Here is a 26,755-nt window from a genome sequence, read left to right on the forward strand (position 1 = left end):
GTCTGTCGTGGCCGGTCGGCCGGGGACGATGAGGTGGGGTTTCGATGAACGCGCCGTACGACGGTGACCGCGGTCGGGGTGCGGGCGGAGCCGGGTCTTCCGGTGGGCCCCCGGTCCCTCCCGCACCGGACCAGGTTCCGCCGACGCCTGATCCGTACCTGCAGTCCGCGTACGACTACGACCCCTACCGCGCCCAGGATCTGTCTGTCCAGGACCCGGTGACCGAGGCGCTGTACGACCGCGCCGCGCACCCGCCGCCACCCCCTGGCACCTACCAGCAGCCCCAGCCGCTCTACCAGCAGCCGCCCGCGGCGCAGTACCCACCCGATCCGCGCATCTGGGCACAGACCCCACCTCCCGAGCCCGACGGACCGTCGCGGCACCTGCCGTACGGCGACAACCCGGCGACCACCCAGTTCGTCGGGGTCGACGATCTCGTCAGCCAGGCGTCCCACGACCGTGAACAGCCGGACGCCTTCGCCCACCTGTTCCGGGACCAGGAGGGCCCGGCAGGACCCTCCCCCGTCCCGGCCGAGCCCGAGCCTGCCCCGGCCCCGGCGCCCGCACCGCCCAAGTCCGGTGGCCGCGCCTCCGGCCTGCTGAAATCCAGCGCGGTCATGGCGGCCGGCACCCTCGTGTCCCGGCTCACCGGGTTCGTCCGCAGCCTCGTGATCACCGCCGCGCTCGGTGCGGCACTGCTCGGCGACAGTTTCACCATCGCGTACACCCTGCCGACGATGATCTACATCCTCACCGTCGGTGGCGGACTGAACTCGGTCTTCGTTCCCCAGCTCGTGCGATCCATGAAGGACGACGAGGACGGCGGCGAGGCCTACGCCAACCGTCTGCTGACTCTCGTGATGGTCGCGCTCGGTGTGATCGTCGCGCTCGCGGTCTTCGCCGCTCCGTGGCTGATCCACATGATGTCGCCCACGATCGCCAGGGACACGGCCGCCAACAGCGTCGCCGTGACGTTCGCCCGGTACTGCCTGCCGACCATCTTCTTCATGGGCGTGCATGTCGTGATGGGCCAGATCCTCAACGCCCGCGGCCGGTTCGGCGCGATGATGTGGACCCCGGTCCTCAACAACATCGTCATGATCTTCACGTTCGGCATGTTCATCTGGGTCTACGGCACCTCCGCCGAATCCCAGATGGGGGTTCAGACGATCCCGCCGGAGGGCGTCCGGCTGCTCGGCATCGGCACGCTGCTCGGCCTGGTCGTCCAGGCCCTGGCCATGATCCCGTACCTGCGCGAGGCCGGCTTCCGCTTCCGGCCGCGCTTCGACTGGAAGGGTCACGGGCTCGGCAAGACGGTCAAGCTGGCCAAGTGGACCGTCCTGTTCGTGCTGGCCAACCAGGCAGGTGTGATCGTCGTCACCCAGCTCGCGACCTCGGCGGGCAAGCTGTCCGGCAAGGACGGCACGGGCTTCCTCGCGTACTCCAACGCCCAGCTCATCTGGGGCATGCCGCAGGCCATCATCACCGTCTCGGTCATGGCGGCCCTGCTGCCCCGCATCTCCCGCGCCGCTCACGACGACGACCCGGGCGCCGTCCGCGACGACATCTCCCAGGGACTGCGGAACTCGGCCGTGGCGATCGTGCCGGTGGCCTTCATGTTCCTCGCCCTCGGCCTGCCGATGTGCACCCTGCTGTATGCCTCCGCGGGTACCGAAGCGGCCCGGTCCATGGGCTTCATCCTCATGGCGTTCGGTCTCGGCCTGATCCCGTACTCCGTGCAGTACGTGGTGCTGCGGGGCTTCTACGCCTACGAGGACACCCGGACGCCCTTCTACAACACGGTCATCGTCGCCGCCGTCAACGCGGCCGCCTCGGCCCTCTGCTACGTGATCCTGCCGGCCCAGTGGGCCGTGGTCGGCATGGCGGCCGCGTACGGACTCGCCTACGCCGTCGGCGTGGGCATCGCCTGGCGACGGCTGCGCAACCGGCTGGGCGGCGATCTGGACGGCGCCCACGTCGTCCGCACCTACGCCCGCCTGTGCCTGGCCGCCATCCCGGCAGCGGCGCTCGGCGGCGGCGTCGGCTTCGCTGTTCTCATGGGCCTCGGCGAAAGCGCCTTCGGTTCACTCGTCGCGCTGATCGGCGGTGGGGTCGTTCTGCTGGGCGTCTTCTTCGTCGCCGCCAAGCGGATGCGGATCGAAGAGATCAACGGCATGGTCGGCATGGTCCGAGGACGGCTCGGGCGCTGAGGACAGTGGTCGCACAACCATCACCGCTCCTTGCGTGTCGTGCATAGCGCCGGAGTGTGGGCACAATTGGCGTGACTGTGCAGGGCTGGCTGGCATCGCGCAACGGATGGGGAGGCAGGAACGACGGTGGCGGAACGTAGCACGGCTGCCGTCGACGTGGCCGACAACAGCGGTGATGAACCGCTGGCCGCCAAGGCGGACGAGGCCACGACCGACGGGACGGCGAAAGCTCAGGACACAACGGGCACAGAGCCTCAGGACACGGATGGTGAGCGCATCAGCTCCGAGGCCACTCTGCCGACCCCTGACCTGCACAGCGGGCACAAACTGGCCAGACGTTACCGGCTCGAAGAGTGCGTCACCCGTCTGGACGGGTTCAGCAGCTGGCGCGCTGTCGATGAGAAGCTGCGCCGCGCGGTCGGCGTCCATCTGCTGCCCGCCGACCACCCCCGGGCCCGCTCGGTGCTGGCCGCAGCCCGCTCCTCCGCGCTGCTCGGCGACCCGCGCTTCGTGCAGGTGCTCGACGCGGTCGAGGAGAACGACCTCGTCTACGTCGTCCACGAATGGCTCCCCGACGCCACCGAGCTCACCTCGCTACTGGCCGCGGGACCGATGGACGCGCATGACGCGTACCAGCTCGTCAGTCAGATCTCCCAGGCCATGGCAGCCGCGCACCGAGAGGGTCTCGCGCATCTGAGGCTGACCCCGGGTGCGGTACTGCGCAGCTCGACCGGGCAGTACCGGATCCGCGGCCTCGCGGTGAACGCCGCACTGCGGGGTATCACCGCCGACGGCCCGCAGCGCGCGGACACCGAGGCGATCGGCGCCCTGCTCTACGCCGCACTGACCCAGCGCTGGCCGTACGAGACCGATGCCTACGGTCTGTCCGGTCTGCCCAAGGGAGTGGGGCTGATCGCCCCGGACCAGGTACGGGCCGGTGTCCACCGTGGCCTGTCCGAGATCGCCATGCGCGCACTCGCCAATGACGGCGCCACTGCCTCCCGGCAGGAGCAGCCGTGCACCACCCCGGACGAACTGGCCAAGGCCGTCGCCGCGATGCCCCGCATCCGCCCTCCGGAGCCCACCTTCGCGGCACCCCCGGAGTACCAGCGCACGACCTACCAGCAAGGCACCTACGGGCGCCCGCCCACCGGCCCCGGCGTCACCACGCAGCCCGTGATCGCCGTGCCCCCGGCCCCGCTCCAGAGCCGCACCGGCAGGATCCTCAAGTGGGCGGTGTCCGCGCTGCTCATCGCCGCACTGGGCCTCGGCAGCTGGCAGCTCGCCGAGACGCTCCTCAACCACAGCAACGACTCGGGGAACGACGACACCACACAGACGACCCCGGAGAACGAGGGCAACAAGCCCCCGGCCCCGCTCAAGCCGCTGCGGATAGCCGGTGCGACGGAGTTCATGCCCAGCGGCTCAGCGATAAAGCAGGAGGATGTACCGAACGCCATCGACGGCAGTGCGAGTACCGCCTGGGTCACCCACCGCTACGAGGGCTACCCGAATTTCGGCAATCTCGCGCCCCGTAAGGATGGCAGCGGCATAGTCGTCGATCTGGGCAGTGTCCAGGACGTCAACGGCATCAAGGTCGAGATGTTCCGCAGCGGGCAGAAGGCCGAAGTGCTCGCGGCCGATGCGAACGCCTCAGCCCCGTCGTCCCTCTCGGACTTCCCTCAGCGCCTCACCAAGCTCGCAACGGTGGGGAGCGATCTGCAGGAGTCCCTCGCCAAGCCCGTACGGACCCGCTACGTACTGATCCACATCACGGAGCTGCCGTCGGACGGGACGTCTGACGGCTTCCGTGGCGGAATCTCGGAGATCTCGGTACTCGGCTGACGCGAAAGGCCGGTGGGAGCGGGCCCCACCGGCCTTTCGCGCACCGTCCGGGCCGGCCGGCCGATCTCATACCGTTCGTCTTCCGCCCTCTGCCCCTGCTCACTCGAATCGTGATAGACAGACGCACCTTGACACAAAGAGGGAGGGAGGGGAGGTGGCCGCCGAGCCGTCGGAACCACTCAGCGACTCAGACCTCCTCGCTCGCCATGTGGCCGGTGAACCCGACGCCTTCGGCGAGCTCGTACGACGCCACCGCGACCGGCTGTGGGCCGTGGCACTGCGGACCCTGGGCGACCGCGAGGAAGCCGCCGACGCCGTCCAGGACGCGCTGGTCTCCGCTTTCCGGGCCGCCCACACCTTCCGCGGCCAGTCCGCCGTCACCACCTGGCTGCACCGCATCACGGTCAATGCCTGCCTCGACCGGGTCCGCAAGGCGGCCACCCGCAAGACCTCGCCGGTCGATGACACCGAACGGTTCGACCAGCTCCTCGAACCGCACGAGTCCGCGGAGGCCCCGGCGGAGCGCCGGGACCTGCACCGCGAACTCCTGGCCGCACTCGCCACTCTCCCCGCAGAGCAGCGCGCCGCCCTGGTCCTCGTGGACATGCAGGGCTACCCCGTGGCCGAGGCGGCACGCATCCTCGACGTACCGACAGGCACCGTGAAGAGCCGCTGCGCGCGGGGCAGAGCCCGGCTGGCTCCTCTGCTCACCCACCTACGCAGTGAGGGCACAGAAGCCGAGGAACCCGCCGCGGGAAGGAACCGGACGCCGCGCGCATCCGTCCCACCCGCATCGGGGCCGAGGGACGCGGGGACAAGCGATCCTGCTGCAGTGAAGGGCGGAGGTGGGCGCGCATGACATCAACGACCGAAACGACCCAGCACCCGGATGTCTCGGAGATCTCCGATCTCACGGAGGGGCTGCTCCCGCCGTCACGTGCGGCAGAGGTACGCGGTCACGTGGACGGCTGCGAGCTCTGCGGCGATGTCCATTCCTCACTCGTGGAGATCTGCGAGCTGCTCGGCACCGTGCCCGCGCCCCAACACATGCCCGACGATGTCGTGGACCGCCTCGACGCCGCGCTCGCCGCCGAGGCTCTCAGCACCATGGCGCCCGTCGGCGCAGCACCGCATGTTTCACGTGAAACAGAACCTTCCGTCGCGCAGAGGCCGGACGCGGAGCCCAGTCTCTTGGACCGTCCTGCCGGGCATCCCCGGGCGACCACTGGCCCCGGCCGCCGATCGGCCCGGCGCCGCCGCCGCACCGCCGTGCTCGGCACCGCCCTCGGCGCAGCCGTGGTCGGCGTGAGCGTCTTCATGCTGCAGAACGTCCAGTCGTCCCAGGAGGATGCCAGCCTCAAGGCGGCAGACCACGGCTCCAGCTCCGCGGCAAAGGGCACAGGAGTCTTCACAGCGTCCACCCTCGAAGGCCGGGTCCAAACGCTCCTTCTGAGCGCCGGCACAAAATCATCGAGTCCGGACGGTGCCGACGCCGAGAAGCAGGCACCGCCGTCCGTCGACATTCAATCGACGCCCAAGAGTGACTCTCCCGGGTCCGAGTCGCCCCGAACGCCGTTGCGTGCACCCGCTGTTTCCGTCCCACTCTGTGTGGAGCAGGGCATCGGGCGGAAGACCGCGGCCCTCGCCTTGGAAGAAGGCACCTACGAGGGCACGGATGCCTTCCTCGTCGTCCTGCCGCACCCCTCCGACGCGACCCGCGTCCAGGCGTATGTCGTCGACGCGGCCTGCGCCCGGGAAAAGCCCGCCGCCAAAGCGAAACTACTGCTGACCCACGCCTACGCGCGCCCCTGAGAATCGTGCCGGAACGCCGCCCCGGCACGTCGGGAATGCATCCCCCGTAGGATCCGTTGGGTGGGGTGAGAGTCGTTGAACCGACCCCATCAGGCGTGGACAGTAGGCAGTCTGCAGAGACGAGGAAGAAACCCGTGAGCGACGTCCGTAATGTGATCATCATCGGCTCCGGCCCCGCGGGCTACACGGCCGCCCTTTACACCGCACGCGCCTCGCTGAAGCCGCTGGTGTTCGAGGGCGCCGTCACCGCCGGCGGTGCTCTGATGAACACCACCGACGTGGAGAACTTCCCGGGCTTCCAGGACGGGATCATGGGCCCCGAGCTCATGGACAACATGCGCGCCCAGGCCGAGCGCTTCGGCGCCGAGCTCGTCCCCGACGATGTCGTCTCCGTGGACCTCACCGGCGACATCAAGACGGTCACCGACACCGCCGGCACGGTGCACCGCGCCAAGGCCGTCATCGTGACGACCGGCTCCCAGCACCGCAAGCTGGGCCTGCCCAACGAGGACGCCCTCTCCGGCCGCGGCGTCTCCTGGTGCGCGACCTGTGACGGGTTCTTCTTCAAGGACCAGGACATCGCAGTGGTCGGCGGCGGCGACACCGCGATGGAGGAGGCAACCTTCCTCTCCCGTTTCGCCAAGTCCGTCACCATCGTCCACCGCCGTGACTCGCTGCGTGCTTCCAAGGCCATGCAGGACCGTGCCTTCGCCGACCCGAAGATCAAGTTCGCCTGGGACAGCGAGGTCGCAGGAGTCCACGGCGAGCAGAAGCTGTCCGGCCTGACCCTTCGGAACACCAAGACCGGTGCACCGTCCGAGCTCGCGGTGACCGGTCTGTTCATCGCAGTGGGCCACGACCCGCGCACCGAGCTCTTCAAGGGGCAGCTCGAACTCGACGACGAGGGCTACCTCAAGGTCGACGCCCCCTCGACGCGCACCAACGTGACCGGTGTCTTCGGCGCCGGTGATGTCGTCGACCACACCTACCGACAGGCCATCACCGCTGCCGGTACCGGCTGCTCGGCCGCTCTCGACGCCGAGCGCTTCCTCGCTGCGCTCGCCGACGACGAGAAGGCCGCCGCGGCCACCGTCTGACCCACGCCTCTCACCCCACACACCCCTAAGAAGTTAAGGAGGCCGCCGTGGCCGGCGACCTGAAGAACGTGACCGACGACTCCTTCGACGAGGTCGTCCTGAAGAGCGAGAAGCCGGTACTGGTGGACTTCTGGGCCGCCTGGTGCGGTCCGTGCCGCCAGATCGCGCCCTCCCTGGAAGCCATCGCTGCCGAGCACGGCGACGAGATCGAGATCGTCAAGCTCAACATCGACGAGAACCCGGCCACGGCCGCCAAGTACGGCGTCATGTCCATCCCGACCCTGAACGTCTACAAGGACGGCGAGGTCGCCAAGACCATCGTCGGAGCCAAGCCGAAGGCCGCGCTCCTCCGCGACCTCGAAGGCTTCATCAGCGAGTAGAGCCGTTCGATGTTTCACGTGAAACGGGTCCATCCCCTGAGGGGATGGACCCGTTTCTCATGGTCATGTTCGTTCGGATCACAGCGGCCGCAGCGCCGGTTCCTTCTGGACGGCACCCAGCAATCGGTCCAGTGCCAGCTCGACGTCTTCCTTCCAGGAGAGCGTCGTCCGCAGTTCCAGTCGCAGCCGCGGATGGACAGGATGCGGCCGTACGGTCTTGAAGCCGACCGCGAGGAGATGATCCGCGGGAAGCACGCAGGCAGGCTCCTTCCACCGGGCATCGCCGAAAGCCTCGATCGCCTTGAATCCCCGCCGCAGCAGGTCCTTGGCGACGGTCTGCACCATGACTCGGCCCAGCCCCTGCCCCTGGTAGCCCGGCATGATCCAGGCAGTCATCAACTGCACGGCATCGGGGGAGACGGGGCTCGTAGGAAAGGCCGTCGAACGCGGTACATAGGCCGGTGGTGCGTAGAGAACGAAGCCCACCGGCACATCGTCGACGTGGACAATGCGGCCGCACGAACCCCACTCCAGCAGAACGGCCGAGATCCATGCCTCTTTCTCCAGCTCGGGCGTTCCCGCCTTTACTGCAGCTTCGCCGCTGACCGGATCAAGCTCCCAGAAGACACACGAGCGGCAGCGCCTCGGGAGATCGGAAAGATTGTCCAGCGTGAGCGGTACGAGCCGACGCCCCATGAAGGCTGTTCCTCGCTTCCTTCGCCCGCCGCATCGCGTGCGGCAGTCCGTGCACTCCGTTCCAGGAGCAGGCTTCCGACGAACCCCCGACAGCGGCCCCCAGGCCCAGCCCTACTGCCACCAGTCGGCTGTGGCTCACTGATCGCATGGCTCTCCCTCCACCGAGGTGGCTCAGAACGGATGTGCCATACCAGAACGCATCGTATCCACCCAGGGCTGAAGCCGACACCGAGAGAATGCAAAGGGCGGGCTGTGTTCCGGTATCCACCGGAACACAGCCCGCCCTGCCGCTCATCCGGCAGGGGTCAGCCTTCGTCGTCCTCGGCAGAGTCCTCAGACGGTTCCCGGTCCAGCACCCGCCCCTCGCCCGGTGCCAGACTGCCGAGAATGCGGTCCAGATCCTCCATCGACGCGAACTCGACGACGATCTTTCCCTTCTTCTGCCCGAGGTCGACCTTCACCCTGGTCTCGAAACGGTCCGAGAGCCGGGAAGCAAGATCGGACAGCGCCGGCGACACCCGCCCACCGGCCCGTGGCCCCTTGGTCTTGGCAGGACTGGTCGGCCTGGACCCCATGAGGGTCACGATCTCTTCGACCGCCCGCACCGACAGCCCCTCGGCCACGATGCGATGCGCCAGCCTGTCCTGCTCCTCCGAGTCATCCACGGACAACAGCGCCCGCGCATGACCGGCCGACAACACCCCGGCCGCGACCCTGCGCTGCACCGGAGGCGAAAGCCTCAGCAGACGCAGTGTGTTGGACACCTGCGGACGGGAACGCCCGATCCGGTCCGCCAACTGGTCATGCGTGCACTTGAAGTCCTTGAGCAACTGGTCATAGGCGGCCGCCTCCTCCAACGGATTCAGCTGAGCCCGGTGAAGGTTCTCCAGAAGTGCGTCCAGGAGCAGCTTCTCGTCGTCCGTGGCCCGGACGATGGCCGGGATCCGCTCCAGACCCGCCTCACGGCACGCCCTCCAGCGCCGCTCACCCATGATGAGCTCATAGCGCTCCGGACCCGTCTTCCGCACGACAACGGGCTGGAGAAGGCCCACCTCCTTGATGGAGGTGACCAATTCGGCAAGGGCATCCTCGTCGAACACCTCACGGGGCTGACGCGGATTAGGGGTGATGGAGCCGAGAGGAACCTCGGCAAAGTACGCCCCGGTGGCTCCCACCGATGCTGCGGCCGCCTCGGGCTCCGAAACCGGCGCACTCGGCTCCGGCACAACCGGAACGGACGCAAGAGTGGCCACCTTCGCAGCGGCCACCCCCCGCTCCGCCGTCATCACCGGACCCGCCCCGGGAGAGGCCGATCCCACCCTCGTGGACGGCACCTGCTTCTCCTGCGGAGCGGCGGGGATCAGGGCACCTAGCCCACGCCCCAACCCTCTTCGACGCTCACTCACTGGATACCCTCCGAAATGCTCTGCTGGCTGTTCCCACTGCCCGTGTGGGCATGCTGGGCCTCGTACTGCACCCCGACACCCCGCAACGCGATCTCACGCGCCGCTTCGAGGTACGAAAGCGACCCACTCGAACCCGGGTCGTAGGTCAGCACGGTCTGCCCGTAGCTCGGTGCCTCCGAAATCCGCACCGACCGCGGAATGTTCGTCCGCAGCACCTCCTTACCGAAGTGACTGCGCACCTCCTCCGCAACCTGCGAAGCGAGCCTGGTTCTGCCGTCATACATGGTGAGCAGAATCGTCGACACATGAAGGTCGGGGTTGAGATGCCCCCGCACCAGGTCCACATTCCGCAGCAGCTGCCCCAGCCCCTCCAGCGCGTAGTACTCGCACTGAATAGGGATCAGCACCTCGGCACCGGCGACCAGGGCATTGACCGTCAGCAGACCGAGCGAAGGCGGGCAGTCGATCAGAATGTAGTCCAACGGCTGCTCATACGCCTGGATCGCCCGCTGCAGTCGGCTCTCCCGCGCCACCAGCGACACCAGCTCGATCTCCGCACCGGCGAGATCGATCGTGGCGGGGGCGCAGAAGAGGCCTTCGACGTCCGGAACAGGCTGAACCACCTCGGAGAGCGGCCTGCTCTCCACCAGGACGTCATAGATGGAGGGAACTTCGGCATGGTGATCGATACCCAGAGCCGTAGAGGCATTCCCCTGCGGGTCGAGGTCCACCACCAGGACACGTGCGCCGTGAAGCGCGAGCGAGGCGGCAAGGTTGACCGTCGTGGTCGTCTTGCCCACCCCACCCTTCTGATTGGCCACCACCATGACGCGCGTCCGGTCAGGACGGGGCAGGCCCTCGCCGGCGCGGCCTAGGGCCTCGACCGCCAGCTGGGCCGCGCGACCGATGGGTGTGTCGTCCATCGGCGGCGGTGTTTCACGTGAAACACCCTCCCCCGCCGATTCGGTTCGGGGACCGGGGACCGGATCGGTCATCGGTCCCGCAATGTTGGCGTCGGACCGCAAGGATTCACTCTCCTCGACTTCAGGCTCACAATGCACAGAGCCTGCCATGCTTTCGGGGTCGTGAACCAGCGAGGCCCGCTCTTCTGTGGATGAATCCACTTCTGTGGACAACTCCATAGCCCTAACGGGCTTGCGATGCCGCGGCGCGGCAGCCGCACGACCGCGGCTGATGATCCCATGCAGCAAAGAGCGACGTTTCACGTGAAACACGATGCCCCCGCAGCGTAGCTACAGGGGCACGACACTCCGCATGGGGCGCGTACGACTGCTTACCGGGAGCATCACCAACGGACGGCACAAACCGCGTGTAAGGGCCGATTCCACAACGTGACCAGACCGTGTCAGCGACGGCGCCTCGTACGGCTCGTCCTCGCGGCCTTGGCCCTCTTTGCGGCGAACCTCACACCGCCCGGACTCTCCCCGACCACCACACGCACCACGGTGGACATCGGATCGACGATTCCCTCGCCGACATGCAGCACCTCGGTCTCCACCACACCGAGCTTGCTCAGGGCCGCCCGCGCACCGACGATCTCCTCCTCGGCGGTGTCCCCCTTGAGCGCCAGCATCTCTCCGTACGGACGCAGCAGCGGAACGCCCCAGCCGGCCAGCCGGTCGAGCGGCGCCACAGCCCGAGCCGTAACGACATGAACCGGTTGAAGGGTCCCCAGAACCTCTTCGGCCCGACCGCGCACAACCGTCACATGGCTCAGCCCCAACAGTTCGACGACTTCCTGAAGGAAATTCGTCCGCCGAAGCAAGGGCTCCAACAAAGTGATCTTGAGATCCGGACGCACCAGCGCGAGCGGGATACCCGGAAGGCCCGCACCGGAGCCCACATCGCAGACCGTGACACCTTCGGGCACGACCTCGGAGAGCACGGCACAGTTCAGCAGATGCCGCTCCCACAGCCGCGGCACCTCACGCGGACCGATCAGCCCCCGTTTCACCCCGGCATCCGCCAGCAGTTCCGCGTACCGGACAGCCTCCGGGAAAAACTCGCCGAAAACCGCCCGCGCGCCTTCAGGCGCCTGGGGAAGCTCTACTTCCGCCGTCACGGGAACCGTCCTTCCATACCGCACTACCGGACTGTGGGTGCCTGACTATCAGGCTGACAAAGATCGGCCCCGCCTGCGAACAGACGGGGCCGACAGAACAAGGGTCCGGTCAGGCCGGGAGAACGACGACGAAGCGCTGCGGCTCCTCGCCCTCGGACTCGCTGCGCAGACCGGCGGCCGCAACCGCATCGTGCACAACCTTGCGTTCGAACGGCGTCATCGGGTCCAGCTTCACCGGCTCACCGGTGCTCTTGACCTCGTCCGCGGCCTTGGCACCCAGCTCGGCGAGCTCGGCCCGCTTCTTGGCCCGGAACCCCGCGATGTCCAGCATCAGACGACTGCGGTCACCGGTCTCCCGGTGCACAGCAAGCCGCGTCAGCTCCTGGAGCGCCTCCAGCACCTCACCGTCGCGGCCCACGAGCTTCTGCAGATCACGTGCCGAGTCACTGATGATCGAGACCGCGGCCCGGTCCGCCTCGACGTCCATGTCGATGTCGCCGTCGAGATCGGCGATGTCGAGCAGACCCTCGAGGTAGTCCGCCGCGATCTCGCCCTCCTGCTCGAGGCGGGTCAAGGTGTCGCTGCCCTCAGCGGCCGTGGAGGTGGTGCCTTCCGTCACGGATGGACTCCTTCTTACTTCTTGGACGGGTGCTTGGGCCGCTGCGGACCCTTGCGCTGTCCGGACTTGGCTTGGCGTGAGGAGCCGGACGCGGGCTTGCCCGCCGGCTTGGGCTTGTCGTCCTGCGATGCGTCCGGCTTCTCCAGGGAGGTCTTGGACTCCGGCTCGGCAGAACCGGTCTCCTTGGCCCCCGCCTGCTGGGCGGCGGTCTGGCGCTGGGCCTTGGTCTGGCGCTTGGGCTGCTGACGCCGCTGCGCGGCTCCGCCCTCGGCCTCGGTAACAGCAGTGTCGCTCTTGATCACCGTGCCGTCCTCCTGGGCGGCGAGGCCCAGCTTGGCCAGTCCCGTGATGAACTTCCGCTCGATGTCATTGCGGTCCGGCCCCTTGGACACGATCCGCTTGACCGTATTGCGCTTGGTCCTGCCACGCACCTCACCGTGAGCGGTGACGCTCTTCAGCAGACGTCCCAGGTACTGGTCCTGTGCCTTGCTGCCCGGGGTCGGGTTCTGGTTGATCACGTACATCTGCTGACCCATGGTCCAGACGTTGGTGGTCAGCCAGTAGACGAGGACACCGACGGGGAAGTTGATGCCCATGACGGCGAAGATCAGCGGGAAGATGTACATCAGCATCTTCTGCTGCTGCATGTACGGCGTCTTGACCGTCAGGTCGACGTTCTTCGTCATCAGCTGGCGCTGGGTGAAGAACTGCGACGCCGACATCATCACGATCATGACCGCGGTGACGACCCGGACGTCGGCCAGAGAGGCACCGAGAGCGGTGACATCCGACGTGCTGTCCATGAACTTGGCAGCGAGCGGAGCACCGAAGATGTGTGCCTTACGGGCGCTGTCGAGCAGCGGCTGGTCGATGACACCGATCGTCTTGCCCGAGGCGATGGCCGAGAGCACGTGATACAGGGCGAAGAAGAACGGCGACTGCGCCAGGATGGGAAGGCACGAGGAGAGCGGGTTGGTACCCGTCTCCTTGTACAGCTTCATCATCTCTTCGGACTGACGCTGCTTGTCGCTCTTGTAGCGCTCCTGGATCGCCTTCATCTTCGGCTGGAGCACCTGCATGTTCCGGGTCGACTTGATCTGCTTGACGAAAAGCGGGATCAGACAGATCCGGATCAGCACCACCAGGGACACGATGGACAGGCCCCAGGCCCAGCCCGTGTCATCGCCGAAGATCGCTCCGTACAACGTATGGAACTGAACGATGACCCATGAAACAGGCCAGGTGATAAAGCTGAACAGACTGGCAATCGTGTCCACTAATCAAGCTCCTTGAGCATTGGGCGAAGTCTCTGCGGCCGGGCTCGGGGATTCGGAAACCGACCCCCCGGGAGGCACATCGGCGGCGGAGTCCCCGCCCTTGCCACCGCGTATGGCATTACGCAGCAGTTCGTGCCAACGCGGACGTTTGCGTGGTGGAACATGGTCCACGCCACCGGGTGACCACGGATTGCACCGCAGGATGCGCCAAGCCGTCAGCGCAGTTCCCTTGATCGCTCCGTGCCGGTCGATCGCCGTATATCCATAGTGGGAACACGACGGGTAGTAACGGCAGACAGGCCCGAGGAGTGGGCTGATCGTCCACTGGTACAACTTGATGAGAGCCAGCAGCGGGTACTTCATCGCGCGCCCCCTCCCAGCAGCCGCTGAAGAGCGGCATCCAGGTCTCGGGCCAGCTGTTCATGGTCGGCGTCACCCGCTCCGGGCAACGCTCGTACGACAACCAGGCTACCGGGGGGCAGCAGGGCCAGCCGTTCGCGGACCAGGTGGCGAAGCCTGCGCTTCACCGCTGTGCGCACAACCGCTCCACCCACAGCTTTGCTGACAACGAAACCCGCACGCGGCGGGGGAGCACTCTCCCCAGTCACGTGCGGGTCCGTTGCACCGCTGCGTAGATGAACGACGAGTAGCGGGCGGCCGGCCCGGCGTCCTCGACGTACTGCGGTCGCGAAGTCCTCGCGCCGCCTCAGCCGATTCTCGGTAGGCAGCACGTCATGACCTGTAAGCGATCAGGCGGACAGGTTGGCGCGACCCTTGCCACGGCGGGACGCGAGAATCGCGCGGCCGGCACGGGTGCGCATCCGCAGCCGGAAGCCGTGGGTCTTCGCGCGACGACGGTTGTTCGGCTGGAAGGTGCGCTTGCTCACTCGGGGGCTCCAGAAATGACTCGTGTGTTGGCGGGACATCGCCTGGCTGTCACCGTGCGCCCACGAGAGACTCGCGTAAACGCTCTAGTGCACCGCTTCACGATCACAGATCGTGATCTTTGCCCATCGGAGGCAGGCGGCAGCAGCCATCGACAACTCGACCTGGCCACGGTACGCGCGGCCACACCACCCGGTCAAACCGGCTCTACCGCACCCCGCTCTATGCACAGGCTGTGGACAACAACTTGAACCACGCGGGTCGGCCTGACTACCTTGGCTGAACCCCGGTTCGTTTTCTTCCTGCCTGCCGGTCCTCACCCGTCCCGAACCATCCCGTCCCGAGAACCACACATTCGTGGGACCAGCGAGAGAGCGTGCCTTGTGGCTGACGTACCTGCCGATCTTGCCGCAGTGTGGCCACGAGTGCTGGAGCAACTCCTCGGGGAGGGCCAGCAGGGCATCGAGCCGAAGGACAAGCAGTGGATCGAGCGCTGCCAGCCGCTCGCACTGGTCGCCGACACGGCGCTGCTCGCCGTCCCCAATGAATGGGGCAAGCGCGTACTGGAAGGCCGGCTCGCGCCGCTCATCAGCGAGACGCTGAGCCGCGAATGCGGCCGCCCGATCCGTATCGCGATCACCGTCGACGACTCCGCGGGCGAACCTCCGAACCCGCCCGCGCCCCCGATGCACCAGCCCCCGCAGCCGCAGCAGCACCGCTACCAGGGACCGCAGCACGATGAGCGTCAGCACAATGACGCGTACGACGGCTACGGGCACCGGCCCTCGGACGACGGCATGCCGACCGCCCGGCCCGCCTATCCCGACTACCAGCAGCAGCGCCGCGACCCCGGTGCGTGGCCGCGCACCCAGGAGGACCTCTCCTGGCAGCAGCCCCGGCTCGGCGGATTCCAGGACCGCGACACCTCGGCGGAGCAGTGGCGGGAGCCGTACGCCGGCGGCCGTCCCCAGCAGCCGCAGCACGACTACCGGCCGCAGCCGCCCGAGCGTCAGAGTTACGAGCAGCAGCGCGCCGAGCGCCACGACATGCAGGCCCCCCAGGCCCAGCACCGGCAGGGCGGCGCCGGCACCGGACGGCCCGGCGGCGCCACCGGGCCGATGGGCGCACAGCCCGCCCCCACGCCCGGCGCCGGTGAGCCGGCGGCCCGGCTGAATCCGAAGTACCTCTTCGACACGTTCGTCATCGGTGCGTCCAACCGATTCGCGCACGCCGCGGCGGTCGCGGTCGCCGAAGCACCCGCCAAGGCGTACAACCCGCTCTTCATCTATGGGGAGTCCGGACTCGGCAAGACCCACCTGCTGCACGCCATCGGGCACTATGCGCGCAGCCTCTACCCGGGCACCCGGGTGCGGTACGTGAGCTCCGAGGAGTTCACCAACGAGTTCATCAACTCGATCCGCGACGGCAAGGGCGACACCTTCCGCAAGCGCTACCGCGATGTGGACATCCTGCTGGTCGACGACATCCAGTTCCTGGCGAGCAAGGAGTCGACGCAGGAGGAGTTCTTCCACACCTTCAATACGCTCCACAACGCCAACAAGCAGATCGTGCTGTCCTCGGACCGGCCGCCCAAGCAGCTGGTGACCCTGGAGGACCGGCTGCGGAACCGTTTCGAGTGGGGTCTGACCACCGACGTCCAGCCGCCGGAGCTGGAGACGCGGATCGCGATCCTCCGTAAGAAGGCGGTACAGGAGCAGCTCAACGCCCCGCCGGAGGTACTGGAGTTCATCGCCTCCCGTATCTCCCGGAACATCAGGGAGCTGGAGGGGGCGCTGATCCGGGTCACGGCCTTCGCCAGCCTCAATCGCCAGCCGGTCGATCTCGGGCTGACCGAGCATGTGCTGAAGGATCTGATCCCGGGTGGCGAGGACTCGGCTCCTGAGATCACGGCGACGGCCATCATGGCGGCGACCGCGGACTACTTCGGTCTGACGGTGGACGATCTCTGCGGAACCTCGCGCAGCCGCGTGCTGGTGACGGCCCGCCAGATCGCGATGTACCTCTGCCGGGAACTGACCGATCTTTCGCTGCCCAAGATCGGGGCGCAGTTCGGCGGCCGCGACCATACGACGGTGATGCACGCGGACCGGAAGATCCGCGCGCTGATGGCGGAGCGACGCTCCATCTACAACCAGGTCACCGAGCTCACCAACCGCATCAAGAACGGCTGAGGGCCGCCGACACGTATACGCCCCGCACGCGTCGGAAGGGCGCCTGCGGAACCTTCTGGTTCCGCAGGCGCCCTTCTTCGTTGTCCGGAGCCTCGCGCCGGAGCCCCTCCGAAGGTCCGCCCAAAGCCGCCGAAGCCCGCTCCGGAGTCCCTCCAACCCCTCCGAGACCCTCGCGAAACCCGCTCCGAAGCCCCTCCGAAGCCGGACTCCGCGGCTCCGGGGTGGTCGCGGTGTTCGAATACATGCCGCCGGGCGTCTGTTCTCCACAGATCTGGGGAGATTTTCCCCTCCACAGCCTGGGGACCCAGAAGTTGTTCCATATTGCTTCCACAGGGGCGACTGCCGATACTCCATCAGGCCAGGTCAAGGGCCTGGGGATTTGTGGTCAACAGTGATCCACAGCCTGTGGACAAAATCTTCGTCCACAGGGAGCCGATGATGTTGTCCACCGGTGGCCCACAGCACGGGCCGTGTTGTCCCCAGCTTGATCGGGCTTCTCCACATCCCTGTCCACTGTTCGGCAACGCAACGACGCCTTTCACTGCGCCGAGTGAAAGGCGTCACACCGAGAGGGTCGGTTGGGCTGTGGGGAACCTGGGTAAAGCTGGGGACAGCCCTGGGGAGAAACCCCCCTGTCCTGTGTACCGGGTGTGCAGAACTTTCGTCCGTCCACAGAATCACCGGGTTGTCCACCGGTGCCACCCACAGGGTCGGTGGACAAAAAACTGGGCCTGACCTGCGAAAACGACGTTATCCACCGTTTCCACAGGCCCTACTACTACTGCCACCTATAGTTAGCCCGGAATCCGCTTCGAAGTGGGGCCTGTGCACAACTCGGGGCCGGGGCGCTCCGAGCCTCTCGTCGCGACTTGACCCCGAGCAGCACCGAGTGTCGGTGCCGTACGTCAGACTGGTCCCCGGCGTCCTCCCGCTGTCATCGGCGGGAGACGTGATCGGACGACGAAGGCCAGCAGGGCGAGCGAGCAACAGCAGGAGGCGGTTCCGGTGAAGATCCGGGTGGAGCGCGATGTACTCGCGGAGGCTGTGGCCTGGGTGGCCCGTAGCCTCCCGGCCCGTCCGCCGGCGCCCGTTCTTGCGGGCCTTCTGCTGAAGGCCCAGGACGGCGCCCTCAGCTTCTCCAGCTTCGACTACGAGGTCTCGGCCCGGGTCTCGGTGGACGCGGAGGTCGAGGAGGACGGCACGGTGCTGGTCTCCGGCCGGCTGCTCGCCGACATCTGCCGCGCCCTCCCCAACCGCCCGGTGGAGATTTCCACAGACGGTGTACGGGCGACCGTGGTCTGCGGCTCCTCGCGATTCACACTCCACACCCTTCCTGTGGAGGAGTACCCGGCGCTGCCCGAGATGCCGACCGCGACCGGCACGGTCCCCGGCGAGGTCTTCGCCTCGGCCGCCGCCCAGGTCGCCATCGCCGCAGGCCGTGACGACACGCTGCCGGTCCTGACCGGTGTGCGGATCGAGATCGAGGGCGAGACCGTCACCCTGGCCTCCACCGACCGCTACCGCTTCGCGGTCCGCGAGTTCCCCTGGAAGCCGGAGAACCCGGATGCGTCGGCTGTCGCCCTGGTGCCCGCCAAGACCCTGCTGGACACCGCCAAGGCCCTGACCAGCGGTGACACGGTGACGCTGGCGCTGTCCGGCTCGGGTGCCGGTGAGGGTCTGATCGGTTTCGAGGGAGCGGGCCGGCGTACGACCACGCGGCTGCTCGAAGGCGATCTGCCGAAGTACCGCACGCTGTTCCCCACCGAGTTCAACTCGGTCGCGGTCATCGAGACCGCGCCGTTCGTCGAGGCCGTCAAGCGTGTGGCCCTCGTCGCCGAGCGGAACACTCCGGTGCGGCTCAGCTTCGAGCAGGGTGTGCTGATCCTGGAGGCGGGTTCCAGTGACGACGCACAGGCTGTGGAGCGGGTCGACGCGGTGCTGGAGGGCGACGACATCTCGATCGCCTTCAACCCGACCTTCCTGCTGGACGGGCTGAGTGCGATCGACTCCCCGGTCGCCCAGCTCTCCTTCACGACGTCCACCAAGCCCGCGCTGCTCAGCGGCCGCCCGGCCGTGGACGCCGAGGCGGATGAGGCGTACAAGTACCTGATCATGCCGGTCCGCCTTTCCGGCTGATCCGGCCACCGGTCCCGCATGGACAGCTTCCGACGGGCATGCTCGGCGCCGAGCATGCCCGTCGATCTGTTCCCGGCCGGGCGTAGGCTCGGGCTTGGGTACGAATCGGCACAACGCTTAAGGAATCTCTGATGGAGCTCGGTCTCGTCGGCCTCGGCAAGATGGGCGGCAACATGCGCGAGCGCATCCGCCGCGCAGGCCACACCGTCATCGGTTACGACCGCAACCCGGACGTCTCCGATGTCCACAGTCTCGAAGAGCTCGTGGGCAAGCTGAAGGGCCCCCGGGTCGTCTGGGTGATGGTGCCGGCCGGCGCCCCGACCCAGGCCACCATCGACGAGCTGGCCGGTCTCCTCTCGCCCGGTGACATCGTCGTGGACGGCGGGAATTCCCGCTGGACGGACGACGAGAAGCACGCGGTCGAGCTGGGCATCAAGGGCATCGGCTTCGTGGACTGCGGCGTCTCCGGCGGTGTCTGGGGCCTGGAGAACGGCTACGCGCTGATGTACGGCGGCGACGCCGAAAATGTGGCGAAGGTCCAGCCGGTCTTCGACGCGCTGAAGCCCGAGGGCGACTTCGGTTCCGTCCACGCGGGCAAGGTCGGCGCCGGCCACTTCGCGAAGATGGTCCACAACGGCATCGAGTACGCCATGATGCAGGCCTACGCCGAGGGCTGGGAGCTGCTGGAGAAGGTCGACTCCGTCACCGATGTGCGCGAGGTCTTCCGCTCGTGGCAGGAGGGCACGGTCATCCGTTCCTGGCTGCTCGACCTGGCGGTCAACGCGCTGGACGACGACGAGCACCTCGACAAGCTCCGTGGTTTCGCCGCCGACTCCGGTGAGGGCCGCTGGACGGTGGAGGCCGCGATCGACAACGCGGTGCCGCTGCCCGCGATCACGGCGTCGCTCTTCGCGCGTTTCGCCTCGCGGCAGGACGACTCCCCGCAGATGAAGATGATCGCCGCGCTGCGCAACCAGTTCGGTGGCCACGCGGTCGAGAACAAGAAGTAGATCAACAAAAAGTTGATCAAAGCGAAGCAGAACACGAAGTAACCGCAACGAGGAGCGGGCCGGGCTGTCATGTCCGACCTGCACCACGGAGCAGGAAGCCGGGAAGGTCGGCGTACACCATGCATGTCACGCATCTCTCGCTGGCCGACTTCCGCTCGTACGCCCGGGTCGAGGTACCTCTCGATCCGGGCGTCACCGCTTTCGTGGGGGCCAACGGGCAGGGCAAGACGAATCTGGTGGAGGCCGTCGGCTACCTCGCGACGCTCGGCAGCCATCGGGTCTCCTCCGATGCGCCGCTGGTGCGGATGGGGGCGGACCGGGCTGTCGTCAGGGCCGCTGTCACGCAGGGCGAGCGTTCGCAGCTGATCGAGCTGGAGCTCAATCCGGGCAAGGCCAATCGGGCCAGGATCAATAGATCGTCCCAGGTCAGGCCGCGTGATGTGCTGGGGATCGTACGGACGGTGCTGTTCGCGCCGGAGGATCTGGCGCTGGTCAAGGGGGACCCGGGGGAGCGTCGGCGTTTTCTCGACGAGCTGATCACGGCGCGTTCGCCGCGGATGGCGGGGGTGCGTTCGGACTACGAGCGGGTGCTGAAGCAGCGCAACACCTTGCTGAAGTCGGCGGCGATGGCGCGCAGGCACGGTGGCCGGTCGATGGATCTGTCCACGCTCGATGTGTGGGACCAGCATCTGGGCCGGGTGGGTGCGGAGCTGCTGGCGCAGCGGCTGGATCTGATTGCCGCGTTGCAGCCGTTGGCCGACAAGGCGTACGGGGATGTGGCGCCGGGCGGTGGTCCGGTGGCGTTGGAGTACCGGAGTTCGGTCGGTGCGGGTGTGGACTCGGCGCGTACGCGTGAGGAGTTGTACGAGCAGCTGATCGCGGCCCTGGTGGAGGTCCGTAAGCAGGAGATCGAGCGGGGTGTGACGTTGGTCGGTCCGCACCGTGACGATCTGCTGCTGGGGCTGCGGGGTATGCCGGCCAAGGGGTACGCGAGCCATGGTGAGTGCTGGTCGTATGCGTTGGCGCTGCGGCTGGCTTCGTACGATCTGCTGCGCAGCGAGGGCAATGAGCCGGTGCTGGTGCTGGACGATGTTTTCGCGGAGCTGGATGCGCGTCGTCGTGAGCGGTTGGCGGAGTTGGTGGCTCCGGGTGAGCAGGTGCTGGTGACGGCTGCGGTGGACGCCGACGTTCCGGGGGTTCTGGCGGGCGCGCGGTACGCGGTGTCCGCGGGTGAGGTGGAGCGGCTGTGAGCGGCCGTGGTGAGGTGTCCGGGGCCGCCGGGGCTCATGGGGAGCCGTCGCAGGGGCGGCCGGTGGAGGGGAAGCAGCCGGAGCCGTCGGGGGTGGATCTGGCGCGGGTGGCGTTGCGTGCGGCGAAGGAGCAGGCGCGGGCGCGTGGTGCCGCGGCGCAGCAGAAGAAGCAGGCCAGGCGCGGCGGTGGGCTGCGTTCGGGGGCGCGGGCGGATGGGCGGGATCCGTTGCCGTTGGGTGCCGCGATCAATCGTCTGATCACTGAGCGTGGCTGGGAGACGCCTGCGGCGGTGGGTGGGGTGATGGGGCGTTGGCCGCAGATCGTGGGTGAGGATCTGGCGAATCACTGTGTGCCGTTGCGGTACGACGAGGATCCGGACGAGCGGGTGCTGACGGTGCAGTGCGATTCGACGGCGTGGGCGACGCAGCTGCGGTTGCTGGCGCCGCAGCTGGTGGCCCGGCTGAATGCGGATCTGGGGCACGGCACGGTGCGGATGATCAAGGTGTTGGGGCCGGGGGGCCCACAGCGCAGGTTCGGTCCACTGCGGGCGCCGGGGAGCACCGGTCCTGGCGATACGTATGGCTGAGGGCCGTCTGAGCTGGGGTTTTTCGCGTCCCTGAGAGGCGTGGGGGTGTGTTCGGAAGGCGGTCGGATTGCTGTGCCGTCTTCTCGGTGGTGCTGTCCGTCGCGTCCATGTTGTACGGGTATGTGGTGGTTGAGGGCGTACGGGGGGAGTGGGGCGTCCCTCACGGTAGCGAAAGGTTGACAGGCCGAAGCGCTCAATGCCTGCGTGGGGCTCTTGGGAGCCCTTCCTGAATATGGGGAGTCGTCAGGCGCTCATCCAGGGCGGCACATGCGTACTCAGGTACCGGCAAACCCCCATTCGTGTCGGCGCTACCGGTAGACTGGTGAACAATCCCGCACTGTCGCGGGAGTCGTCGATACAAGCCGAACGACGCAGCCGCTCCCGACTGTCCGGAGAACGGCCTGTGCTGTGCCAGAAAGGGCGCTTCGTGGCCGATTCCGGCAACCCCAACGAGAACATTCCGTCCACACCCGGTGAGAGCGGCGAGGTGATCGCCTCGGCCGAGGCATCCGCTTCCGGCGAGGTCACACCCTCGTACGACGCCAGCGCGATCACCGTCCTCGAGGGCCTGGACGCGGTCCGCAAGCGACCTGGCATGTACATCGGCTCGACCGGTGAGCGAGGCCTCCACCACCTCGTGCAAGAGGTTGTCGACAACTCGGTCGACGAGGCGATGGCCGGGCACGCGGACACGATCGACGTCACGATCCTCGCCGACGGCGGGGTCCGTGTGATCGACAACGGCCGGGGTATCCCGGTCGGCATCGTGCCGTCGGAGAAGAAGCCGGCGGTCGAGGTCGTGCTGACCGTCCTGCACGCCGGCGGTAAGTTCGGCGGCGGCGGTTATGCCGTCTCCGGTGGTCTGCACGGTGTCGGTGTCTCCGTGGTGAACGCGCTGTCGTCGCGTCTCTCCGTCGAGGTCCGGACGGACGGTTACCGCTGGACCCAGGACTACAAGCTGGGTGTGCCCACCGCTCCGCTGGCCCGCAACGAGGCCACCGACGAGTCGGGTACGACGGTCACGTTCTGGGCCGACGGGGACATCTTCGAGACCACCGAGTACTCCTTCGAGACCCTGTCGCGCCGCTTCCAGGAGATGGCGTTCCTCAACAAGGGTCTGACGATCAAGCTCACGGACGAGCGTGAGTCGGCGAAGGCGACGGCGGGTGCGGAAGTCGCCGAGGTGGCCGAGAGCGCCGAGGAGGAGCAGGTCCGTACGGTCACGTACCACTACGAGGGCGGCATCGTCGACTTCGTGAAGTACCTCAACTCCCGCAAGGGCGACGTCATTCACCAGTCGGTGATCGACATCGAGGCCGAGGACAAGGAGCGTCTCCTCTCGGCCGAGATCGCGATGCAGTGGAACACGCAGTACAGCGAGGGTGTCTACTCCTTCGCGAACACGATCCACACGCATGAGGGCGGCACCCACGAGGAGGGTTTCCGCGCGGCGATGACCTCCCTGGTCAACCGGTACGCGCGGGACAAGAAGCTGCTGCGCGAGAAGGACGACAACCTCACCGGTGAGGATGTCCGCGAGGGTCTGACGGCGATCATCTCGGTGAAGCTGGGCGAGCCCCAGTTCGAGGGGCAGACGAAGACCAAGCTGGGCAACACCGAGGCGAAGACCTTCGTCCAGAAGGTGGTCCACGAGCAGCTGACGGACTGGTTCGACCGGAATCCGAACGAGGCCGCGGACATCATCCGCAAGGGCATCGCGGCGGCCACGGCCCGTGTCGCGGCCCGTAAGGCGCGTGATCTGACCCGTCGTAAGGGGCTCCTGGAGAGCGCCTCGCTGCCGGGCAAGCTGAGCGACTGCCAGTCCAACGATCCGACGAAGTGCGAGATCTTCATCGTCGAGGGTGACTCCGCCGGTGGTTCGGCGAAGTCGGGCCGTAATCCGATGTACCAGGCGATCCTGCCGATCCGGGGCAAGATCCTGAACGTCGAGAAGGCCCGGATCGACAAGATCCTGCAGAACACCGAGGTCCAGGCGCTTATTTCGGCCTTCGGCACCGGTGTCCACGAGGACTTCGACATCGAGAAGCTCCGCTATCACAAGATCATTCTGATGGCGGACGCCGATGTCGACGGTCAGCACATCAACACCCTGCTGCTGACGTTCCTCTTCCGTTTCATGCGTCCGCTGGTCGAGGCCGGGCACGTGTACCTCTCCCGCCCCCCGCTGTACAAGATCAAGTGGGGCCGGGACGACTTCGAGTACGCGTACTCGGACCGGGAGCGCGACGCCCTGGTGGAGCTGGGCAAGCAGAACGGCAAGCGGATCAGGGAAGACTCGATCCAGCGCTTCAAGGGTCTCGGCGAGATGAACGCCGAGGAGCTGCGCGTCACCACGATGGACGTCGACCACCGGGTCCTCGGCCAGGTCACGCTGGACGACGCGGCGCAGGCCGACGACCTCTTCTCGGTGCTGATGGGCGAGGACGTCGAGGCGCGGCGCTCGTTCATCCAGCGCAACGCCAAGGACGTCCGCTTCCTCGACATCTGAGTCGGCCGTACCAGCAAGCCGCCGCTCGAAAGGACTTTGACCAGCAATGGCCGACGAGAACACCCCTGTGACACCTGAAGAGGAGCCGGCCGCCGCCGGCGTGAGCATGCGTGTCGAGCCCGTGGGGCTCGAGACGGAGATGCAGCGCTCCTACCTCGATTACGCGATGTCCGTGATCGTCTCGCGTGCGCTGCCGGACGTGCGGGACGGCCTCAAGCCCGTCCACCGCCGGGTGCTGTACGCGATGTACGACGGCGGCTACCGGCCCGAGAAGGGCTTCTACAAGTGTGCCCGTGTCGTCGGTGACGTCATGGGTACCTACCACCCGCACGGTGACTCGTCGATCTACGACGCACTGGTGCGACTGGCGCAGCCGTGGTCGATGCGGATGCCGCTGGTGGACTCCAACGGCAACTTCGGTTCTCCGGGCAACGACCCGGCCGCCGCCATGCGGTACACCGAGTGCAAGATGATGCCGCTGTCCATGGAGATGGTCCGGGACATCGACGAGGAGACCGTCGATTTCCAGGACAACTACGACGGCCGCAACCAGGAGCCGACGGTCCTCCCGGCGCGTTTCCCGAACCTGCTGGTCAACGGTTCCGCCGGTATCGCGGTCGGTATGGCGACCAATATTCCGCCGCACAACCTGCGTGAGGTCGCGGAGGGTGCGCAGTGGTATCTGGAGCACCCGGAGGCCTCGCACGAGGAGCTCCTGGAAGCGCTGATCGAGCGGATCAAGGGTCCGGACTTCCCGACGGGTGCGCTCGTCGTGGGCCGCAAGGGCATCGAGGAGGCGTACCGCACCGGCCGTGGCTCGATCACGATGCGTGCGGTCGTCGCGGTCGAGGAGATCCAGAACCGGCAGTGCCTGGTCGTGACGGAGCTTCCGTACCAGACCAACCCGGACAACCTGGCCCAGAAGATCGCCGACCTGGTGAAGGACGGCAAGATCGGCGGGATCGCGGACGTCCGTGACGAGACCTCGTCGCGGACGGGTCAGCGTCTGGTGGTCGTGCTGAAGCGGGACGCGGTCGCCAAGGTCGTTCTGAACAACCTGTACAAGCACACCGATCTGCAGACCAATTTCGGCGCCAACATGCTGGCCCTGGTCGACGGTGTGCCGCGGACCCTGTCGATCGACGCGTTCATCCGGCACTGGGTGACGCACCAGATCGAGGTCATCGTCCGGCGTACGAAGTTCCGCCTGCGCAAGGCGGAGGAGCGGGCGCACATTCTGCGTGGTCTGCTCAAGGCGCTGGACGCGATCGACGAGGTCATCGCCCTCATCCGGCGCAGCCAGACGGTCGAGGTGGCGCGCGAGGGCCTGATGGGCCTGCTGGAGATCGACGAGATCCAGGCGAACGCGATCCTGGAGATGCAGCTGCGCCGGCTGGCCGCGCTGGAGCACCAGAAGATCACGGCCGAGCACGACGAGCTCCAGGCGAAGATCAACCAGTACAACGCGATCCTGGTGTCGCCGGAACGGCAGCGGCAGATCGTCAGCGAGGAACTGGCGGCGATCGTCGAGAAGTTCGGCGACGACCGGCGTTCCAAGCTGGTGCCCTTCGACGGTGACATGTCCATCGAGGACCTGATCGCCGAGGAGGACATCGTCGTCACGATCTCGCGTGGCGGCTATGTGAAGCGTACGAAGACGGACGACTACCGCTCGCAGAAGCGCGGCGGCAAGGGCGTGCGCGGTACGAAGCTCAAGGAAGACGACATCGTCGACCACTTCTTCGTGTCGACGACGCACCACTGGCTGCTGTTCTTCACGAACAAGGGCCGGGTGTACCGGGCGAAGGCGTACGAGCTCCCGGACGCCGGCCGTGACGCCCGTGGCCAGCACGTCGCCAACCTGCTGGCCTTCCAGCCGGACGAGCGGATCGCCCAGATCCTGGCGATCCGTGACTACGAGGCCGCGCCGTATCTGATCCTGGCCACGCAGGGCGGCCTCGTGAAGAAGACCGCGCTGAAGGACTACGACTCACCGCGTTCCGGTGGCGTCATCGCGATCAACCTGCGGGAGACGGCGGACGGCTCCGATGACGAGCTGATCGGTGCGGAGCTGGTGTCGGCCGAGGACGATCTGCTGCTCATCAGCAAGAAGGCCCAGTCGATCAGGTTCACTGCGACGGACGATGCGCTGCGCCCGATGGGCCGTGCCACGTCGGGCGTCAAGGGCATGAGTTTCCGCGAAGGCGACGAACTGCTCTCGATGAATGTTGTCCGGCCGGGTACGTTCGTGTTCACTGCCACCGACGGTGGGTACGCGAAGCGGACTCCCGTCGACGAGTACCGGGTTCAGGGTCGTGGTGGCCTGGGCATCAAGGCCGCCAAGATCGTGGAGGACCGGGGCTCGCTGGTGGGCGCGCTGGTGGTCGAGGAGACGGATGAGATCCTCGCCATCACGCTCGGCGGTGGTGTGATTCGTACGCGAGTCAATGAAGTCAGGGAGACGGGCCGTGACACCATGGGCGTCCAACTGATCAATCTGGGCAAGCGCGATGCCGTCGTAGGTATCGCCCGCAACGCCGAAGCCGGTCGTGAGGCCGAAGAGGTCGAGGGGTCCGAGGACGCCGAGGCTGCGGTGACGGGCGCTGCCGAGAGCACGGTCGAGGGCAACGTCGAAGGCACTTCGCCTTCGGCCGGGGAGCACGAGGAGTAGAGCGTGAGTGGAGCCACGGGCGCCGGTTCGGCCGCTTCCGGAGCTGGAGCGAGCGGTGCCCGTGGCCCTGCCACGGACTCCCAAGGGGGC

At 67.2% G+C, this 26,755-nt stretch carries 22 protein-coding genes; 13 read left to right on the forward strand and 9 right to left on the reverse strand.

Going from position 1 to position 26,755, the window contains the following annotated elements:
- Positions 1-44 precede the first annotated feature (44 nt).
- The 6 genes from murJ (at position 45) to trxA (ending at position 7,344) form a co-directional block, all read left to right on the forward strand.
- Positions 45-2,210 (forward strand): murein biosynthesis integral membrane protein MurJ, encoded by a 2,166-nt coding sequence (murJ, locus tag ACFVV1_RS04690; RefSeq protein ID WP_389984425.1) that lies wholly within the window; start codon positions 45-47, stop codon positions 2,208-2,210.
- Positions 2,211-2,336: 126 nt separating this feature from the next.
- Positions 2,337-4,055 carry a serine/threonine protein kinase gene (locus tag ACFVV1_RS04695; RefSeq protein WP_389984429.1) on the forward strand — a complete coding sequence of 573 codons (1,719 nt, stop codon included), beginning with the start codon at positions 2,337-2,339 and terminating at the stop codon, positions 4,053-4,055.
- 154 nt (positions 4,056-4,209) lie between these two features.
- Positions 4,210-4,914 carry an RNA polymerase sigma factor SigM gene (sigM, locus tag ACFVV1_RS04700; RefSeq protein ID WP_389984431.1) on the forward strand — a complete coding sequence of 235 codons (705 nt, stop codon included), beginning with the start codon at positions 4,210-4,212 and terminating at the stop codon, positions 4,912-4,914.
- Positions 4,911-5,867 (forward strand): hypothetical protein, encoded by a 957-nt coding sequence (locus tag ACFVV1_RS04705; RefSeq protein ID WP_389984434.1) that lies wholly within the window; start codon positions 4,911-4,913, stop codon positions 5,865-5,867. Before sigM ends, ACFVV1_RS04705 begins: the two co-directional genes overlap by 4 nt.
- A 134-nt stretch (positions 5,868-6,001) precedes the next feature.
- Positions 6,002-6,964: a thioredoxin-disulfide reductase gene (gene trxB, locus ACFVV1_RS04710; RefSeq protein WP_389984437.1), complete on the forward strand. Its 963-nt coding sequence runs from the start codon at positions 6,002-6,004 to the stop codon at positions 6,962-6,964.
- A gap of 47 nt (positions 6,965-7,011) precedes the next feature.
- Positions 7,012-7,344 (forward strand): thioredoxin, encoded by a 333-nt coding sequence (trxA, locus tag ACFVV1_RS04715; RefSeq protein WP_389984440.1) that lies wholly within the window; start codon positions 7,012-7,014, stop codon positions 7,342-7,344.
- Between the two features lie 78 nt (positions 7,345-7,422).
- Here trxA and ACFVV1_RS04720 read toward each other — a convergent pair whose 3' ends face one another.
- From ACFVV1_RS04720 to rpmH, 9 genes are all read right to left on the reverse strand, one after another.
- The gene (locus ACFVV1_RS04720) at positions 7,423-8,040 is read right to left on the reverse strand and encodes a GNAT family N-acetyltransferase (protein WP_389984443.1); all 618 of its coding nucleotides are present in this window, start codon (positions 8,038-8,040) and stop codon (positions 7,423-7,425) included.
- Positions 8,041-8,345: 305 nt separating this feature from the next.
- Positions 8,346-9,446, reverse strand: a complete 1,101-nt coding sequence (locus tag ACFVV1_RS04725) for a ParB/RepB/Spo0J family partition protein (protein WP_389984446.1) — start codon at positions 9,444-9,446, stop codon at positions 8,346-8,348.
- Complete coding sequence (locus ACFVV1_RS04730; RefSeq protein WP_383752465.1) at positions 9,443-10,519, reverse strand: ParA family protein; 1,077 nt, start codon at positions 10,517-10,519, stop codon at positions 9,443-9,445. The genes ACFVV1_RS04725 and ACFVV1_RS04730 overlap by 4 nt, the downstream gene beginning before the upstream one ends.
- 293 nt (positions 10,520-10,812) lie before the next feature.
- Positions 10,813-11,529, reverse strand: coding sequence for a 16S rRNA (guanine(527)-N(7))-methyltransferase RsmG (gene rsmG / locus ACFVV1_RS04735; protein ID WP_389984448.1), 717 nt, complete (start codon positions 11,527-11,529; stop codon positions 10,813-10,815).
- A 109-nt stretch (positions 11,530-11,638) separates the two neighbouring features.
- Positions 11,639-12,148: a R3H domain-containing nucleic acid-binding protein gene (locus ACFVV1_RS04740; protein ID WP_114245516.1), complete on the reverse strand. Its 510-nt coding sequence runs from the start codon at positions 12,146-12,148 to the stop codon at positions 11,639-11,641.
- A 14-nt stretch (positions 12,149-12,162) separates the two neighbouring features.
- Positions 12,163-13,425 carry a membrane protein insertase YidC gene (yidC, locus tag ACFVV1_RS04745; RefSeq protein ID WP_389984452.1) on the reverse strand — a complete coding sequence of 421 codons (1,263 nt, stop codon included), beginning with the start codon at positions 13,423-13,425 and terminating at the stop codon, positions 12,163-12,165.
- 3 nt (positions 13,426-13,428) lie between these two features.
- Positions 13,429-13,788: a membrane protein insertion efficiency factor YidD gene (gene yidD / locus ACFVV1_RS04750; RefSeq protein ID WP_389984455.1), complete on the reverse strand. Its 360-nt coding sequence runs from the start codon at positions 13,786-13,788 to the stop codon at positions 13,429-13,431.
- Complete coding sequence (rnpA, locus tag ACFVV1_RS04755; protein ID WP_266747316.1) at positions 13,785-14,156, reverse strand: ribonuclease P protein component; 372 nt, start codon at positions 14,154-14,156, stop codon at positions 13,785-13,787. Before rnpA ends, yidD begins: the two co-directional genes overlap by 4 nt.
- 18 nt (positions 14,157-14,174) lie before the next feature.
- Complete coding sequence (rpmH, locus tag ACFVV1_RS04760) at positions 14,175-14,312, reverse strand: 50S ribosomal protein L34 (protein ID WP_030930485.1); 138 nt, start codon at positions 14,310-14,312, stop codon at positions 14,175-14,177.
- Positions 14,313-14,693: 381 nt separating this feature from the next.
- On the opposite strand from rpmH, the gene dnaA reads away from it, so the two are divergent.
- From dnaA to gyrA, 7 genes are all read left to right on the forward strand, one after another.
- The gene (gene dnaA / locus ACFVV1_RS04765; RefSeq protein ID WP_389984459.1) at positions 14,694-16,502 is read left to right on the forward strand and encodes a chromosomal replication initiator protein DnaA; all 1,809 of its coding nucleotides are present in this window, start codon (positions 14,694-14,696) and stop codon (positions 16,500-16,502) included.
- Positions 16,503-17,507: 1,005 nt separating this feature from the next.
- A complete protein-coding gene (dnaN, locus tag ACFVV1_RS04770) occupies positions 17,508-18,638 on the forward strand; it encodes a DNA polymerase III subunit beta (RefSeq protein WP_389984462.1) in 1,131 nt (376 codons plus the stop codon).
- A gap of 131 nt (positions 18,639-18,769) precedes the next feature.
- The gene (gene gnd / locus ACFVV1_RS04775; RefSeq protein WP_093895043.1) at positions 18,770-19,648 is read left to right on the forward strand and encodes a phosphogluconate dehydrogenase (NAD(+)-dependent, decarboxylating); all 879 of its coding nucleotides are present in this window, start codon (positions 18,770-18,772) and stop codon (positions 19,646-19,648) included.
- 119 nt (positions 19,649-19,767) lie between these two features.
- On the forward strand, positions 19,768-20,898 hold the full coding sequence (gene recF / locus ACFVV1_RS04780) for a DNA replication/repair protein RecF (protein ID WP_389984465.1): 1,131 nt from the start codon (positions 19,768-19,770) through the stop codon (positions 20,896-20,898).
- Complete coding sequence (locus tag ACFVV1_RS04785; RefSeq protein ID WP_389984468.1) at positions 20,895-21,485, forward strand: DUF721 domain-containing protein; 591 nt, start codon at positions 20,895-20,897, stop codon at positions 21,483-21,485. The genes recF and ACFVV1_RS04785 overlap by 4 nt, the downstream gene beginning before the upstream one ends.
- Before the next feature lie 403 nt (positions 21,486-21,888).
- A complete protein-coding gene (gene gyrB / locus ACFVV1_RS04790; protein WP_389984471.1) occupies positions 21,889-23,994 on the forward strand; it encodes a DNA topoisomerase (ATP-hydrolyzing) subunit B in 2,106 nt (701 codons plus the stop codon).
- Between the two features lie 46 nt (positions 23,995-24,040).
- Complete coding sequence (gyrA, locus tag ACFVV1_RS04795) at positions 24,041-26,665, forward strand: DNA gyrase subunit A (protein ID WP_389984474.1); 2,625 nt, start codon at positions 24,041-24,043, stop codon at positions 26,663-26,665.
- Positions 26,666-26,755: the final 90 nt, after the last annotated feature.

This window comes from Streptomyces sp. NPDC058092, from assembly GCF_042884935.1.
Lineage (GTDB): Bacteria > Actinomycetota > Actinomycetes > Streptomycetales > Streptomycetaceae > Streptomyces.